Genomic DNA, 16079 nt, shown 5'->3' on the forward strand with positions numbered 1-16079 from the left:
GGGAGGTCGGCTCTCGCCGGCCTCCCCTTCCGTCGGAGACTGTCTTAGCCTGCGAGGTAGGACTTGACGGGGATCGAGCCGTCGATGATGCCGGCCTTGATCGTGTCGAGCTCACCCTGGAGGGTCGGTGCGACCTTGTCCTCGAAGGAGTGGAACGGCGCGATGCCGACGCCCTCGTTCTCGAGGGTTCCGACGAACGGAGTCGGGTCGAACTCGCCGTTACCCGCAGCGAGGACGGCGTCGTACGTTCCGACGTCGATGCCCTTGAGGATCGAGGTCAGCATGAGGTCGGCCACGTCGGGAGCGGTGACGGTGAAGTCGGCGTCGACACCGATCATGGCGATGTCACGACCTGCGTCCTTGATGGCGGCCGCTGCGCTCTGGTAGATCGGTCCACCGACGGGCAGGAGCACGTCGACGTTCTGGTCGATGAGGCCCTGGGCCGTCTGGCGAGCGGTGTCGTTGGCCTCGAAGCCACCGGTGAAGAGGCCGTCGGTGCCGTCCCAGCCGAGAACCTTGACTGCGGTTCCCTTCTCGGTGTTGTGGTACTCGACGCCCTGCTTGAAGCCGTCCATGAAGATGGAGACCGTCGGGAAGTTCATTCCACCGAAGGTTCCGACGACGCCGGTCTTCGAGTAGTCGGCTGCTGCGTAGCCGGCGAGGAACGCCGCCTGGGCCGTGTCGAACAGGATCGGCTTGATGTTGTCGGCGTCCGCCTTGCCGTCGAAGTCGGCGTCAGCCGCGTCGTCGATGATCGTGTAGTCGACCTCGGGGTTGGCCGTGGCCGACTCGATGGTGGCGGCCGAGAGCGCGAAGCCGACCGTGACGATGACGTTGCAGCCCTGGTCGACGAGGTTCGTCAGGTTGGGAGCGAAGTCGGTCTCAGCGTCGGACTGCACCTTGATCGGCTCGACGCCGAGTTCCTTGGCTGCCTTCTCGAGGCCCTCTGATCCGAGCTGGTTGAACGACTTGTCGTCGAATCCGCCGGAGTCGGAGACCATGCAGGGCACGAAGTCGGAGGCTGCTGCGCCACCGGACGACTCGCCGCCCTCTTCGGGCGCCGAGGCGCAGCCGGCCAGCAGGAGCGCTGCGCTGAGCGCGGCAAGTCCGCCGATGGCGGCCTTGCGGGTAGTGATCGTCAAGATGACCTCCAAGATTGCAGGCCCACAGGGATGGATGGGCCGGGATGTGCAATCACGTTACCGAATATTTCCTTGCTCAAAAGAGCAAAAGGGGTGCGCGCGCGAATGGTTATGAATCTGCGACCCGGGGCGCATCCGACGAGACGAACTCGCAACAAAACTGCGCGAAAAGGGCCATTCAGCGGACTATTCCGGCGTGCTCGGCGACGTGACGACGACGGACCCGTCGACGATCTTCGCCTTCAGCGCGTCGATCTCGTCCGACAGTTCCTGCGGAACGGCGGAGGCGAGGTCGTGGAAGGGAGCGAGGCCCACTCCCCCGTTCTCGAGCGTGCCGATGAACGGGGCGGGGTCGAAGGTGCCCGCTGCGTCATCGGTGACGATCTGCGCCACGGCGTCCTCGGTGTTCTTCAGAACGCTCGTCAGGAGCACGGGGTGGTACTTCGCCGGCAGGGTGTCGAAGCCGTCGTTGTCGACCCAGATGACCGAGACGCCGGGGTTCTCCAGCGCGGCGGCTGCCGACCCCTCTCCGACCTGGCCGGCGACGGGCAGGATCACGTCCGCACCCTGGTCGATGAGGCTCTCGGTCAGCGTCTTGCCCTTGTTGATGTCCTCGAAGTCGCCGGTGAAGGTGCCGTCCTGCTTGACCTTGTCCCAGCCGAGAGCCACCACCTGCGTGCCGTGAGCGGCATTGTAGGCGGCGACGCCGTCGACGAAGCCGTCCATGAACAGGGTCACCGGCGGCTGGTTGCCGCCGCCGAAGGTCGCGACCTTCCCCGTCTTCGAGACGCCGGCGGCGAGGTACCCGGCGAGGTAGCTGGCCTGGGCCGTGTCGAAGATGACCGGCTTCACGTTGGGGGCGTCGACGACCTCGTCGACGATGGAGAAGTGCACGTCGGGGTTCGCAGCGGCCGCCGAGGTCGTGGCATCCGCCAACTCGTAGCCGACGGTGAGCACGAACTGGCAGCCGGAGTCGACGGCCTGCTGCACGTTGGGCGCCAGGTCGGTCTCACCGGTGGAGACCAGCGCCTGCACCTCGATGCCGGCATCCTTCTCCGCCTTCTGCAGACCCGCCCAGCTGGACTGGTTGAACGATCGGTCCTCGAGGCCGCCCGAGTTCGTCACCATGCGAGCGCAGTAGTCGCCGGCGGCATCGCTCGACGCCCCGGTCGAGCTGGGGGCCTCGGCGCAGCCGACGAGGGCTGCAACGGAGATGACGGCGACGACGGATGCTGTGAGCAGTCGGTTTCCCATAATGGGGATCCTCTCGGGGCTGTGGGGGAACGGGTCGGGTCAGAGCACGTCTGGTCAGCGCACGTCGCGTCAGAGCACGTCGCCGCGGCCGGAGAGCCGGAGCGCGTCGACGACGGACTTGACCTTCTGGGCGTTCGCGCTCGTGGTGACGAGGAGGGCGTCCGGGGTGTCGACCACCACGATGTCCTCGACGCCGATGAGGGCGATGGTGCGGCCGCCCTGGCTCACCACGATGCCGCTGGACGAGTCGGCGAGCACCCTGGCGTCTGCGCCGAGGATGGCGAGGTCGTGCTTGCGACCGCCCGAGTGGATCTTGGCGATCGAGGCGAAGTCGCCGACGTCGTCCCAGTCGAACTGGGCGGGCACCACGGCGAGACGCCCGGCGGCTGCGGCCGGCTCGGCCACGGAGTAGTCGATCGCGATCTTCTCGAGGTTCGGCCAGATGCGGTCGACGGCCGGTCCGCGAGTGGCCGGATCGTCCCACGCGGCTGCCAGCTCGATGAGCCCGGCGTGCAGCTCCGGCTTGTGGCGGGCGATCTCCTCGAGCAGGCGATCGGCTCGCGTGATGAACATGCCCGCGTTCCACAGGTGCTTGCCGCCGGCGACGTAGCGCTCGGCCGTCTCCAGGTCGGGCTTCTCGACGAAGGAATCGACGATGCTCGCCGACGGCGCTCCAGCGACCTCGAGGGATCCCCCGGTGTGGATGTAGCCGAATCCGATGGCCGGCTCGGTGGGACGGATGCCGATGGTCGCGATGTAGCCGGCGTCGGCCAGGGCCGCGGCCTCCTGAACGGCGTGCCGGAACAGGACGGTGCCCTTGATGACGTGGTCTGCCGCGAAGGATCCGATGATGACGTCGGGTTCGCGCAGCGCCAGGATCGCAGCGGCCAGGCCGATCGCCGCCGATGAGTCGCGGGGCTCGCTCTCGAGCACGACGTTGTGGTCGGCCAGCTCGGGAAGCTGGGCCTCGACCGCTGCGCGGTGGGCGCGGCCGGTGACCACCATGATGCGGTCGGTGCCCGAGATGGGAGCGAGCCTGTCCCAGGTGTCACGGAGCAGCGTCTGCCCGGACCCGGTGAGGTCGTGCAGGAACTTGGGCGCATCGGCGCGGGAGAGGGGCCAGAGCCGGGAACCGATGCCGCCGGCCGGGATGACGCTGTAGAAGCGCTCGATCGCAGTCATGCAGCACAGACTATCTGCCGCCTCGGGGCGGCCGCGGGTCGGCATCCGTCGCGGTCGCGGGAGTGGTCTCTCGACGTCGAGATACTTAGGTTCCCCTTACGGGAACTGGGCGAAATGAAAGGAATAGACTTGGGCTCACGCTCGTCGAGCGGTTCCGGTCGGTGGTTCTCACGACCGTCAGACACAGCCAGGGAGGGTTGTTCATGCCTCAGGACACGGCAGGAACCCTGACAGCAGACACCAAGCGCGCATCCCGTCCGGGAGGAACCCTCTACAGGGGCCGCGAGGGCATGTGGTCATGGGTTCTGCATCGCATCACCGGCGTCGCCATCTTCTTCTTCCTGCTGGTGCACGTTCTCGACACCGCGCTCATCCGCGTCAGCCCCGAGGCGTACAACGCCGTCATCAGCACCTACCAGACGCCCATCATGGGCCTCGGCGAGGTGGCCCTGGTCGGCGCGATCGTCTTCCACGCCTTCAACGGCATCCGCATCATCCTGATCGACTTCTGGTCGAAGGGCGTGCGGTACCAGAAGGTCATGTTCTACGTCGTGATCGGGCTGTGGGTCGTCACGATGCTGGGCTTCACTCCCCGCCACCTGATGAACGTCTTCGGACACTAGGAGGGACTGACGTGACCGCCATCGACAACGCCCCGGCCATCGAGCCGCCCCGCTCTCCCTCGCGTCCCGCCCGCAAGCGCGGCGTGAACTGGGAGAAGTGGGGCTGGATCTACATGCGCGTCTCCGGCGTGCTCCTGCTCGTGCTCATCTTCGGACACCTCTTCGTCAACCTCATGGTGGGCGACGGTGTGCACGCCATCGACTTCGGCTTCGTCGGAGGCAAGTACGCCTCCCCGTTCTGGCAGGTCTGGGACGTGCTGATGCTCTGGCTCGCCCTCATCCACGGCGGCAACGGCATGCGCACGATCGTGAACGACTACGCCACGCTCCCGACGACCCGCCGCATCCTGAAGGGCGCCATCTTCGTCGCCGTCGCAGCGCTGATCCTGCTCGGAACCCTCGTGGTCTTCACCTTCGAGCCGTGCCCGGCCGGATCCCCCGCCGACCTGCTGCCCTCCTTCTGCCCGGTCGGATAAACGAAATAGATATGAGTACGGCACCTGTGAATCCTGAATCCGAGTCCACCGTCGTCGACGGCGTGCACTACCACCAGTTCGACATCGTGATCGTGGGAGCCGGCGGCGCCGGCATGCGCGCGGCCATCGAGGCCGGCCCCGGCGCGAAGACGGCGGTCATCTCGAAGCTCTACCCGACCCGCTCCCACACGGGTGCGGCGCAGGGCGGAATGGCCGCGGCCCTGGCGAACGTCGAGGAGGACAGCTGGGAGTGGCACACCTTCGACACGATCAAGGGCGGCGACTACCTCGTCGATCAGGATGCCGCTGAGATCCTCGCGAAGGAGGCCATCGACGCCGTCATCGACCTCGAGAACATGGGCCTGCCGTTCAACCGCACCCCTGAGGGCAAGATCGACCAGCGTCGCTTCGGCGGCCACACCCGCGACCACGGCAAGGCGCCCGTGCGTCGCGCCTGCTACGCCGCCGACCGCACGGGTCACATGATCCTGCAGACGCTGTTCCAGAACTGCGTGCGTCTCGGCATCAACTTCTTCAACGAGTACTACGTGCTCGACCTCGTGATGACGAACGTCGACGGCGTCGACCAGCCGTCGGGCGTCGTCGCCATCGACCTCTCCTCGGGCGAACTGCACGTCTTCCAGGCCAAGGCGATCATCTTCGCCACGGGCGGCTTCGGCAAGATCTACAAGACCACCTCGAACGCGCACACCCTCACGGGCGACGGCGTCGGCATCATCTGGCGCAAGGGCCTGCCGCTGGAGGACATGGAGTTCTTCCAGTTCCACCCCACTGGCCTCGCCGGGCTCGGCATCCTGCTCACCGAGGGTGCCCGCGGTGAGGGCGCCATCCTCCGCAACGCCAGCGGTGAGCGCTTCATGGAGCGCTACGCCCCCACCATCAAAGACCTCGCCCCGCGCGACATCGTCGCGCGCTGCATGGTGCAGGAGGTGGCTGAGGGTCGCGGAGCCGGCCCCAACAAGGACTACGTCTACCTGGACTGCACCCACCTCGGCGCCGAGGTGCTCGAGACCAAGCTTCCCGACATCACCGAGTTCGCCCGCACCTACCTGGGCGTCGATCCCGTGACGGAGCCTGTGCCGGTCATGCCGACGGCGCACTACGCCATGGGCGGCATCCCCACCAACGTCTCGGCCGAGGTGCTGCGCGACAACGACACCGTCGTCCCGGGCCTCTACGCCGCCGGCGAGTGCGCCTGCGTGTCGGTGCACGGCTCGAACCGTCTGGGCACGAACTCGCTGCTCGACATCAACGTCTTCGGCAAGCGCGCGGGCAACAACGCCGTCGCCTATGTGCAGAACGTCGACTTCACGCCGCTGCCCGCCGACCCCGCCAAGGCCGTGCGCGAACTGCTCGAGCACATCAAGGGCTCCACCGGCACCGAGCGCGTCGCCGTGCTCCGCAAGGAGCTGCAGGACCACATGGACCGCAACGCCCAAGTGTTCCGCACCGACGAGTCCCTCGCCGAGGTCACGGAGACCATCCACACCCTGCGCGAGCGCTACAAGAACGTCGCCGTGCAGGACAAGGGCAAGAGGTTCAACACCGACCTGCTCGAGGCCGTCGAGCTGGGCTTCCTGCTCGACCTCGCGGAGGTCGTCGTCTATTCCGCCCGCAACCGCAAGGAGAGCCGCGGCGGCCACATGCGCGACGACTTCCCGAAGCGCGACGACGAGAACTACATGAAGCACACCATGGCCTACCTGTCCGGCGACGCGGTTTCCGCCGACGCGGCAGACCACATCCGACTCGACTGGAAACCCGTCGTCATGACCCGGTACCAGCCCATGGAGAGGAAGTACTGACGGTGACCACCGCCACCATCGCCGCCGACCGACCCGGCAACGCCGACCCGTCGGTCATCCCGTTCACCGTCACCTTCATCATCCGACGGTTCGACCCCGACACCGACACCGAGCCGCGCTGGCAGGACTTCGACGTCGAGATGTACGCGACCGACCGCGTGCTCGACGCACTGCACAAGATCAAGTGGGAGCAGGACGGATCGCTGACCTTCCGCCGCTCGTGCGCCCACGGCATCTGCGGCTCGGATGCCATGCGCATCAACGGCCGCAACCGCCTCGCCTGCAAGACCCTGATCAAGGACCTCGACATCTCGAAGCCCATCTACGTGGAGGCCATCAAGGGCCTGCCGCTGGAGAAGGACCTCATCGTCGACATGGACCCCTTCTTCGCGTCCTTCCGCGAGGTGCAGCCGTTCCTCATCCCGGGCTCCAAGCCCGAACCCGGCAAGGAGCGCGTGCAGTCCGTCGCCGAGCGCGCCCGCTTCGACGACACCACGAAGTGCATCCTGTGCGCCGCGTGCACGTCGAGCTGCCCCGTGTTCTGGACCGACGGCCAGTACTTCGGCCCCGCAGCCATCGTCAACGCCCACCGCTTCATCTTCGACTCGCGCGACGACGCGTCGCAGGTTCGCCTCGACATCCTCAACGACAAGGAGGGCGTGTGGCGCTGCCGCACGACCTTCAACTGCACCGACGCCTGCCCTCGCGGCATCCAGGTCACCCAGGCGATCGCCGAGGTCAAGCAGGCCCTCATGCGAGGCCACGCGTAGGCATCGGCCGACGCCGCGCAGGAAGGGCCCGGATCTCACGATCCGGGCCCTTCCTGCATCTCCGACGACATCGTGCGGACGCGGCATCCGATCGACCCCGTTCTCCTCCCCTACGCTGGCAGGGTGAGCGCTCGAGGGACGGCACCGGCCGAGACACCGGCGGAGGATCCGCTCGACCCTCCGACCCGCGGCGAGCGCATGAGCGCCGAGATGCGCGAGCGCGTCGAGTCGCTCGGCGAGCGCTTCGAGGAGCCGATCCAGACCGTCACCTCGATCACGCAGAAGACCATGGCGCTGTTCCCCGTGCGGGTCTGGCGCTGGTTCCTGTTCCGGAACGGCTTCCTGCTGTCGGCCGGCATGAGCTATCAGGCGCTCTTCGCCGTGTTCGCCGCCGTCTACGTCCTCTTCGCAGCGACGGGTCTCTGGCTCGGCGGCGATCCAGCGACGCTCGACGGCATCATCACGCTGATCAACACCTACGTCCCCGGGCTCATAGCCGAGGGCGGAGCGATCACGCCGGAGCAGCTGGAGGAGATCGCGTCCTCGTCGACGAGCCTGTTCGGGTGGACGGGCGCCGTCGCCCTCGCAGGTTTCATCTGGACCGCGATCGGGTGGATCACCTACTCGCGCACAGCTGTGCGCAGCTTGTTCGGCCTGCCGAAGGACATGCGCTCCTACGTGCTCCTCAAGGCCCGGGACCTGCTGGCCGCCCTCGCCTTCGGCGCCATGATCCTCATCGGTTCGCTGTTGTCGGTGGCGAGCACGGCGGCCGCGACCTGGATCTTCACATTGCTCGGCTTCGACATGGACGGCTGGCTGGTGCAGGCCTCGATCGGAGGCGCCGGCTTCCTCGTCGTGCTGATCATCAACACGGCCGTCCTCCTCGCCATGTTCCGCTTCCTGTCCGGAGCCAGCGTGAAGTGGAGCCGCCTGTGGAGCGGATCCGTTCTCGGCGGGGTCGCGATGTACGTACTGCAGATCGGAGCCGGCTATCTCGTCGGCAGCGCGACCAACAACCCGCTGTTCGCGACGTTCACTGTCTTCATCGGCCTGCTGCTGTGGTTCCGGCTGACGTCCATCGTCACGCTGGTCGCCGCATCCTGGATCTACGTCGCCGCCAGCGATCGCAATGAGTCGTTGCGTCGGGTCACCCCGGCGCAACTGGAGGCCGAGCGGCGGCAGGCCGAGCGGGAAGCCCTCATCCTCGCGACGCGGGTCTCGCTGCGGGAGGCCCGCGAGGAGGCCGCACGGGTCGGCTGGGTGCGTCGAGCCGCACTCCGCCGCCGGATCGCCCGTCTGCAGGCGGAGCTCGACGACCTGCAGGACGCGGCGGCGTCTGATGTCGCCGTGGTCCGTTCTCCGACGACGGATGCGCCCCCTCCCACCCTGCGCTGACGGCCTCTGCGCACCCGACGACGTCGGACGCCTCCCATAGGATCGAAGGCATGGCAACACCGCTCCGCATCGCGTCCGTCAACGTCAACGGCATCCGTGCCGCCTACCGCAACGGCATGGGTGCATGGCTCGATGCCCGCGGCGTCGACATCCTCGCCCTGCAGGAGGTGCGCGCCGAGACCGAGCACGTCACCGAGCTGCTCGGAGACGAGTGGAGCGTGCTCCACGACGCCGCGACGGCCAAGGGCCGCGCCGGCGTCGCCCTGGCGAGCCGAGGAGCGGCCACCATCCACCGCGTCGAGCTCGGGGCCCCTGATTTCGACAGCGCCGGTCGGTGGCTCGAGGCCGACTTCGAGGTGGGCGGGCGCATCGTCACCGTGGTGAGCGCCTACGTGCACTCCGGCGAGGCCGGCACGCCCAAGCAGGTCGAGAAGTACAAGTTCCTCGACGCCATGCAGGCGCGGCTGCCCGAGCTGGCCGCGCACAACGAGCTGAGCGTGGTCATGGGCGACCTCAACGTCGGGCACCGCACCCTCGACATCAAGAACTGGAAGGGGAACGTGAAGCGCGCCGGCTTCCTGCCCGAGGAGCGCGCCTACTTCGACAGGATCCTCGGAGCCGAACGCGATGCCGACTACAACGCCGGCGCCGGACTCGGATGGGTCGACCTGGGCCGCCGCGCCGCGGGCGAGGTCGACGGCCCGTACACCTGGTGGTCCGCCCGGGGTCAGGCCTTCGACAACGACACGGGCTGGCGCATCGACTACCAGCTGGCGACGCCCGCGCTCGCGGCATCCGTCACCTCGTACACGGTCGACCGTGCCGCCAGCTACTCCGAGCGCTGGTCGGATCACGCCCCCGTCGTCGTCGACTACTCGATCTGAACCCCTCCTCTCTCGTCACAGCCGAAGGTCCCCTCACATGAATGACGCCCGTCCCCTCCTGTTCTCCGGCATGCAGCCGTCGAGCGACTCGCTGCACCTGGGCAACTACATCGGCGCCCTGCTCAACTGGGTCGCCATGCAGCGCGACTTCGACGCCTACTACTGCGTCGTCGACCTGCACTCGATCACCGTTGCGCAGGACCCGAAAGAGTTGCGCGCCAACACACGCCAGACGGCCGCGCAGTACATCGCCGCAGGAATCGACCCGTCGGAGTGCACCCTCTTCATCCAGTCGCAGGTGCCGGCGCACGCCGAGCTCGCGTGGGTGCTGGGCAGCATCACCGGCTTCGGCGAGGCCGGACGCATGACCCAGTTCAAGGACAAGTCGGCCAAGCAGGGCTCCGACGCGACCAGCGTCGGCCTGTTCACGTACCCCGTGCTGATGGCGGCCGACATCCTGCTGTACGGCACGGAGCAGGTGCCCGTCGGAGAGGACCAGCGTCAGCACCTCGAGCTGACCCGCACCCTCGCGCAGCGGTTCAACAGCCGCTTCGGCGACACCTTCGTCGTGCCCGAGGCGTACATCCCGAAGGAGTCGGCCAAGATCTACGACCTGGCCAATCCCACGGCGAAGATGAGCAAGTCGGCCGCCAGCCCGGCCGGCCTCGTCAACATCATGGACGACCCCAAGGTCACCGCGAAGAAGATCAAGAGCGCGGTGACGGATGCCGACCGCGAGGTGCGCTTCGATCCCGAGAACAAGGCGGGCATCTCGAACCTCCTCTCCATCTACTCCTCGCTCAGCGGGCGCACGATCACCGCACTCGAGCAGGAGTACGACGGGCGCGGCTACGGAGACCTCAAGAAGGACCTCGCCGAGGTGGTCGTCGACACGCTCTCCCCCGTGCGCACCCGCACGCTGGAGCTCCTGGAGGACCCTGCCGAGCTCGACAGGCTGCTCGCCGTCGGCGCCGACAAGGCCACGGCGACGGCCGAGAAGACCCTGGCCACGGTCTACGACCGCATCGGCTTCATCAGGCGCCGCTGATGGAGCCCGTCGTCCTCCGCACCGAGCGGCTGGTGCTCGACCAGCCGACGGAGGCCGATGCCCCGAGCATCGCCGAGTACTGCCGCGATCCGCTGTTCGAGCGTTGGCTGACCACGCCGTGGCCCTACGAGCCTCGGCATGCCGAGGGCTTCGTCGCGACGCTTGTGCCCCTCGGCTGGACGACGGGCACCGAGGCGACCTGGGCCGTGCGCACTCGTGACGACGGGCCACTGATCGGCGTCATCAGCTACCGCACGCTGCGGTGCGACGTCGGATTCTGGCTCGGAGCGGATCAGCGCGGGAACGGCTACATGCGCGAGGCCCTGGCGGCCGTCGTGCAGTGGGTGTTCGTGAGCGGCGACGTGCCTCGCACGGACGCGGTCACGTGGGAGGCTATGGCGGGCAACCGGGACTCCGCCGCCGTCGCACGCGCCGTGGGCTTCGCCTTCACCGGCACGGCACCGTCGTCGCACCCCGTGCGCGACGGTTCGCACGTGCCGAGCTGGCACGGCGTGCTGCTGCGATCGCACGACGGCGAACAGGCACGGGCGAGCTGGCCCGAGGAGACCCGCCTGTGAGCGGCCTCCCAGCCGCCGTGCTGTTCGACCTCGATGACACCCTGTTCGCGCATCGGGGCGCCGTGGCCCGCGCGATCGTGGTGCACATGGACGCCGTGGGGTTCTCGTCGCCCGACCACGCCCGCGACGTCGCCCTGTGGCACGACCTCGAGGAACGGCACTACCACTCCTACCTGGCCGGCACGCTCGACTTCCAGGGCCAGCGACGCGCGCGAGCGCGCGACTTCGCCGCCGCTCACGGTGTCGTTCTCGCCGAGGCTGCGGCCGGTGCCTGGTTCGACGACTACTTCGAGCACTACCGCGCCGCGTGGGTGCTGCACGACGACGCACTCGAGGCCCTGGCCTCGCTCCGCGCCGCTCGTGACGATATCCGGATCGGCGTGATCACCAACGGCGATCCCGTCTTCCAGCAGTCCAAGCTCGACGCCGTCGGTCTCACCGGTCTCGTCGACGGCATCGTCGCCTCGGGCTCCCTCGGCATCACGAAGCCCGACCCGCGCATCTTCGAGCACGCCTGCCGTCACCTCGGCGTGGCCACGAACGATGCCGCCTACGTCGGCGACAGGCTCCGCACCGACGCCATCGGTGCCGCAGCGGCCGGCATGACGGGCGTCTGGCTGAATCGCACCGGCGTCGTTCCCGAGCCGACGGATGCCGCCGAGGCGCGCGATCGCGGAGTGCTCGAGATCACGGGGCTCGATGAGCTCCTGGGGGCGCTGGAGGGCTGACTCCGCTGGTCGAGCGGAGAGGCGCCTCTCAGGCGTGCGCGATCCGGCGCTCCTCGATGGCGACGCCGTGCACGTCGTGCAGTTCTGCGCGCGCGTGCTCGATCTCTCCGACCCGACGCGCGGCAGACCAGTCGAGGGCATCGCCGACGACATCGGCGACCTCGGCCAGCACGTCCGCTGTCACGGCTCCGACGAAGGCCAGGCTGGTGCGGCGCTTCAGCACGTCGATGAGGTGGACGACCTGCTCCTCGCGGGCCAGGGCCGTGATCTCTCCGACGCTGTAGGTCGGGACCGACACGAGGGGGATGTCCGTTCCGTTCTCGGCGAGGTCGGCGATGAGCGACTCGGCGCGGGTGCCGTAGCGCTCGAGCAGCTCAGCGGCACGGGTGCGGCCGAGGACCTCGCCGTGGCTGGCGAGCCAGACGGTGCGAGCGGCGTCCGTCGTCGGATAGCCACGGCCGCCGCCGATGGCCAGGCCCTCGGTGCTCGTCGTGCGGGCGCGGCCGAGCTTGGCGAGCACCTCGTCGCCCAGGTGCTCGGCGAGGGCGCGGAACGTCGTCCACTTGCCGCCGACGAGGCTGAGCAACGGGATCGCTCCGCCGCTGCCGGGCACGGTGGCCTCCTCGATCCGGTAGTCGCGGGAGACGAATCCGGGCTGGGTCTCGTCGTGCCGAGGCAGCGGGCGCACTCCGGCGAACCTGTAGACGATGTGCGAGCGGTTCACCGTGATGCCGGGGAAGACGTGCGAGATCAGGTCGAAGAAGTAGTCGACCTCCTCCTCGGTGGTGCGGATGGGCTTCCGCATGTCGTGCTCGAGGTCGGTCGTGCCGACGAGCACGCGCCCCTTGAGCGGGTAGATCAGCACGATGCGACCGTCCTCGTGCTCGAAGAAGATCTCGCGTCCGTCCGTCGCGGCGAGCAGCTCGGGGTGGTCGAGCACGATGTGCGACCCCTTGGTGCCACCCATGAACCTGGTGGCGCCTCCCAGAGCCTCGTTGGTGAGATCCGTCCAGGGTCCCGACGCATTGACGACGACGGATGCCGTGAAGCCGAACTCCTCGCCGGTCACGCTGTCGCGGAGCGTCACGCCATCGCCATCCGCGCCGACAGCCTCGACGTAGTTGGCGGCGCGAGCGTGCGGGCCGGCGGCCAGGCCGTCGTTCAGGACGTCGAGGGCCAGACGCTCCGGATCGTGCATCGAGGCGTCGTAGTAGGTGGCCGTGTACTTGATGCCGGGGTTCAGCGCCGGGAGCTCGGCGAGCGAGCGCTTGCGGCCGTGGAACTCGTGGCGGGGAACACTGCCACCGTCGCGCGAGAAGGAGTCGTAGGCGGTCAGACCCACCTTGATGAGGGCGGCACCGCGCTCGGTCGGCTTGCCCGCCTTGTGCGTGAGGAAGCGGAGCGGCGCCGAGAGGATGCCGCTGAAGGTGGAGAAGATCGGCACCGTGGTCTTGAGCGGGCGCACGTAGTGCGGGGCGATCCTGACGAGGGCGTTGCGCTCCTCGACCGACTCGCGCACGAGCCTGAACTCGCCGTTCTCCAGGTACCGGATGCCGCCGTGGATCATGTGCGACGACGCGGCCGAGGCGCCCGAGACGAAGTCGTCGCGGTCGATGATGACGACGTCGACGCCCTGCAGGGCGAGGTCGCGGAACGTCGCGATGCCGTTGATGCCGGCCCCGATCACGAGGACGTCGGCGTGGGGCCGCGCGCGCAGGGCCTCGACGGTGGGGCGGAGCGCATCGGCTCCGGAGGAGGAAGTGGAAGTCGTCGACGACGTCGCCATGGTGCATCCCTTTGTTTCGCTGGTCGGCACGCATTCGTCCCGACACATCAAGTCTCAGCGTGGTCGCAACTTGTTGCAAGTGAACTGCACATACGTGCAAGATGAACGGATGGCGACAGATCACCCCGACCTCACGACCCGGACCCGCGACGCGCTCCGGGCCTCGCAGCTCTACTACCTGCAGGACCTCACGATGGAGGCCATCGCGCACGAGCTCGGCACCTCGCGCTCCTCGGTCTCCCGGCTGCTCAGCCACGCCCGCGAGACCGGCCTGGTCGACATCAGGGTGCGGTCGCCCCGCGAGATGCCGAACATCCTCGAACGCCAGATCCTCGAGACCTTCGGCGTGACGGCGCACGTCGTTCCGGTGCCCGACCACACCAGCGACGTCGACCGCCTGGAGCGCGTCGCCCTCTCGGCTGCACGGATGCTCGGCGAGTACGTGGACTCGAACTCCACTCTCGGAGTGGCCTGGGGCGCCACAGTCAGCGCGGTCTCGCGGCATCTCATCCCCCGGGCCGTGCACGACACCCAGATCGTGCAGCTGAACGGGGCGGGCAACCTCACCAGCACGGGCATCGTCTACGCGAGCGAGATCCTGCGGAGGTTCGGCGAGGCCTACAACGCCCAGGTGCAGCAGTTTCCCGTGCCGGCCTTCTTCGACGACCCCCTCACCAAGCAGGCGCTCTGGCGCGAGCGCAGCATGCAGCGCGTGTTGGCCCTGCAGGAGCACCTCGACGTCGCCCTCTTCGGAGTCGGCTCCCCGTTCGCCGAGGTTCCGAGCCACGTGTACTCGAGCAACTTCCTCGACCCCGACGACGTCGTGAGCCTGCAGGAGCAGAATGTGGTCGGAGACGTCGCGACGGTCTTCTACCGGATCGACGGCTCGACCGACGGGATCAGCCTCAACGACAGGGGAAGCGGCCCGGCCTTCGATGTGCTCCGGCGAACACCGCGGCGCATCTGCGTCGTATCGGGGGCCGCCCGACTGGCGAGCATCCGCGGCGCCATCGCCGCAGGACTCATCACGGACCTGTACGTCGACGAGGGCACGGCGCGACTCCTGGTCGCGTCGCACGATGACACGGGAATAGGACGCGCGTCTGTGCGTTGATCTATCATCGAAGACAAGAACGTGCTCCGGGGTCGGTGAGAATCCGAACCGGCGGTGATAGTCCGCGACCCGCCCTCACCGGCGGTTGACCTGGTGGAATTCCGGGACCGACGGTTAAAGTCCGGATGGGAGGATGCACGCGTCGTTCGGCGTTCGCGCCGGATGGCGGAATCGGGCGATGCCCGAGACCCCGGAGCTCAACAGGATTGAGACCGGGATGACCAGCACGACGGCCCAGCGGCTGAGCGGGGACGCGATCGAGCGCGCGATGCTGCGCGCCGTCGAGATCGCCGCGAACGGCCCGGCCCGCGGGGTCAACCCGCAGGTCGGCTGCGTCATCCTGGCGGCCGACGGCAGCATCCTCGCCGAGGGCTGGCACCGCGGCGCCGGCACCCCGCACGCCGAGGTCGACGCCCTCTCGAAGCTCGCCGCCGGCGAGGCGAACGGCGCGACGGCCGTCGTCACGCTGGAGCCGTGCAACCACACGGGCCTCACCGGTCCGTGTTCCGAGGCGCTGATCGCCGCCGGGGTGTCCCGCGTCGTCTACGGCGTGAGCGATCCGGGCGACCATTCGTCCGGCGGGGCCGCGCGGCTGCGCGAGGCCGGCGTCGACGTCGCCGGCGGGGTGCTCCTCGCCGAGACGACAGCGCGCCTCGGCGACTGGCTCCCGGCAGCGAGGCTCAAGCGCCCCGTCGTCACGGTCAAGTGGGCGTCCAGCCTCGATGGCCGGGCGGCCGCAGCCGACGGCACCAGCCAGTGGATCACCGGGCCCGAGGCCAGGGCCGATGTGCACGCCCGTCGTGCGGCATCCGACGCCATCGGTGTGGGGACCGGAACTGTACTCGCAGACGATCCCTCCCTCTCCGCGCGATTCGCCGACGGTGGCCTGTACGAGACCCAGCCCATCCCCGTGGTCTTCGGAGCACGCGAGACGCCGACGGATGCCGCCATTCGACGGGGCACGCACGAGCCGATCTTCGCGACCGGCGGCGACCTCGCCGCCGAGCTGCGCGCTCTCCACGCCCGCGGCATCCGTTCCCTGTTCATCGAAGGCGGACCGACTCTCGCCAGCGCCTTCATCGCCGCCGGCCTCGCCGACGAGGTGCTCGTCTACCTCGCCCCGGCGATCCTCGGCGGACCGCGTACAGCCATCGGCGACGTCGGAATCACGACGATCGACGACGCCCTGAGGCTCTCCATCGAGAGCGTCGAGACGCTCGGCGACGACCTGCTGGTCGTCGCCACCCTGAAGAAGAAGCCGTAGGAGGCAGCA

15 protein-coding genes and 1 riboswitch are annotated in these 16079 nt (G+C 68.4%); of the genes, 11 read left to right on the forward strand and 4 right to left on the reverse strand.

Annotation, left to right across the window (positions count from 1 at the left end; all coding sequences use genetic code 11):
• Positions 1 to 44 precede the first annotated feature (44 nt).
• From E4M00_RS16500 to E4M00_RS16510, 3 genes are all read right to left on the reverse strand, one after another.
• Positions 45 to 1142, reverse strand: a complete 1098-nt coding sequence (locus tag E4M00_RS16500; protein WP_135121578.1) for a BMP family lipoprotein — start codon at positions 1140 to 1142, stop codon at positions 45 to 47.
• 186 nt (positions 1143 to 1328) lie between these two features.
• A complete protein-coding gene (locus tag E4M00_RS16505) occupies positions 1329 to 2396 on the reverse strand; it encodes a BMP family lipoprotein (protein WP_135121579.1) in 1068 nt (355 codons plus the stop codon).
• A gap of 69 nt (positions 2397 to 2465) precedes the next feature.
• Complete coding sequence (locus tag E4M00_RS16510) at positions 2466 to 3578, reverse strand: mannose-1-phosphate guanylyltransferase (protein WP_056164709.1); 1113 nt, start codon at positions 3576 to 3578, stop codon at positions 2466 to 2468.
• 203 nt (positions 3579 to 3781) lie between these two features.
• Between E4M00_RS16510 and sdhC the strand changes: the two genes are divergently transcribed.
• The 9 genes from sdhC (at position 3782) to E4M00_RS16555 (ending at position 11906) form a co-directional block, all read left to right on the forward strand.
• The gene (gene sdhC, locus E4M00_RS16515) at positions 3782 to 4201 is read left to right on the forward strand and encodes a succinate dehydrogenase, cytochrome b556 subunit (protein ID WP_082510098.1); all 420 of its coding nucleotides are present in this window, start codon (positions 3782 to 3784) and stop codon (positions 4199 to 4201) included.
• Between the two features lie 11 nt (positions 4202 to 4212).
• The gene (locus E4M00_RS16520; RefSeq protein WP_056164712.1) at positions 4213 to 4677 is read left to right on the forward strand and encodes a succinate dehydrogenase hydrophobic membrane anchor subunit; all 465 of its coding nucleotides are present in this window, start codon (positions 4213 to 4215) and stop codon (positions 4675 to 4677) included.
• Between the two features lie 11 nt (positions 4678 to 4688).
• On the forward strand, positions 4689 to 6503 hold the full coding sequence (gene sdhA / locus E4M00_RS16525) for a succinate dehydrogenase flavoprotein subunit (protein ID WP_135121580.1): 1815 nt from the start codon (positions 4689 to 4691) through the stop codon (positions 6501 to 6503).
• A gap of 2 nt (positions 6504 to 6505) precedes the next feature.
• Positions 6506 to 7273: a succinate dehydrogenase iron-sulfur subunit gene (locus tag E4M00_RS16530; RefSeq protein ID WP_055902843.1), complete on the forward strand. Its 768-nt coding sequence runs from the start codon at positions 6506 to 6508 to the stop codon at positions 7271 to 7273.
• Positions 7274 to 7396: 123 nt separating this feature from the next.
• A complete protein-coding gene (locus E4M00_RS16535; protein ID WP_240037239.1) occupies positions 7397 to 8668 on the forward strand; it encodes a YihY/virulence factor BrkB family protein in 1272 nt (423 codons plus the stop codon).
• 50 nt (positions 8669 to 8718) lie between these two features.
• Complete coding sequence (locus E4M00_RS16540; RefSeq protein WP_135121581.1) at positions 8719 to 9552, forward strand: exodeoxyribonuclease III; 834 nt, start codon at positions 8719 to 8721, stop codon at positions 9550 to 9552.
• Positions 9553 to 9589: 37 nt separating this feature from the next.
• Positions 9590 to 10600 carry a tryptophan--tRNA ligase gene (gene trpS / locus E4M00_RS16545; protein WP_135121582.1) on the forward strand — a complete coding sequence of 337 codons (1011 nt, stop codon included), beginning with the start codon at positions 9590 to 9592 and terminating at the stop codon, positions 10598 to 10600.
• On the forward strand, positions 10600 to 11178 hold the full coding sequence (locus E4M00_RS16550) for a GNAT family N-acetyltransferase (protein WP_135121583.1): 579 nt from the start codon (positions 10600 to 10602) through the stop codon (positions 11176 to 11178). Before trpS ends, E4M00_RS16550 begins: the two co-directional genes overlap by 1 nt.
• Complete coding sequence (locus tag E4M00_RS16555; RefSeq protein WP_193555604.1) at positions 11175 to 11906, forward strand: HAD family hydrolase; 732 nt, start codon at positions 11175 to 11177, stop codon at positions 11904 to 11906. The genes E4M00_RS16550 and E4M00_RS16555 overlap by 4 nt, the downstream gene beginning before the upstream one ends.
• Before the next feature lie 28 nt (positions 11907 to 11934).
• On the opposite strand, the gene E4M00_RS16560 is transcribed toward E4M00_RS16555, so the two are convergent.
• Positions 11935 to 13692 (reverse strand): glycerol-3-phosphate dehydrogenase/oxidase, encoded by a 1758-nt coding sequence (locus E4M00_RS16560; protein ID WP_135121584.1) that lies wholly within the window; start codon positions 13690 to 13692, stop codon positions 11935 to 11937.
• A gap of 109 nt (positions 13693 to 13801) precedes the next feature.
• Between E4M00_RS16560 and E4M00_RS16565 the strand changes: the two genes are divergently transcribed.
• Together E4M00_RS16565 and ribD are read left to right on the forward strand one after the other, a co-directional pair.
• Positions 13802 to 14806 (forward strand): sugar-binding transcriptional regulator, encoded by a 1005-nt coding sequence (locus tag E4M00_RS16565; RefSeq protein WP_135121585.1) that lies wholly within the window; start codon positions 13802 to 13804, stop codon positions 14804 to 14806.
• Between the two features lie 18 nt (positions 14807 to 14824).
• Positions 14825 to 14948: riboswitch (FMN riboswitch) on the forward strand.
• Between the two features lie 75 nt (positions 14949 to 15023).
• Positions 15024 to 16070: a bifunctional diaminohydroxyphosphoribosylaminopyrimidine deaminase/5-amino-6-(5-phosphoribosylamino)uracil reductase RibD gene (ribD, locus tag E4M00_RS16570; RefSeq protein WP_240037241.1), complete on the forward strand. Its 1047-nt coding sequence runs from the start codon at positions 15024 to 15026 to the stop codon at positions 16068 to 16070.
• Positions 16071 to 16079 lie beyond the last annotated feature (9 nt).

Origin of the sequence: Orlajensenia leifsoniae, from assembly GCF_004570845.1 — a bacterium.
Taxonomy (GTDB): Bacteria; Actinomycetota; Actinomycetes; order Actinomycetales; family Microbacteriaceae; genus Orlajensenia; species Orlajensenia leifsoniae.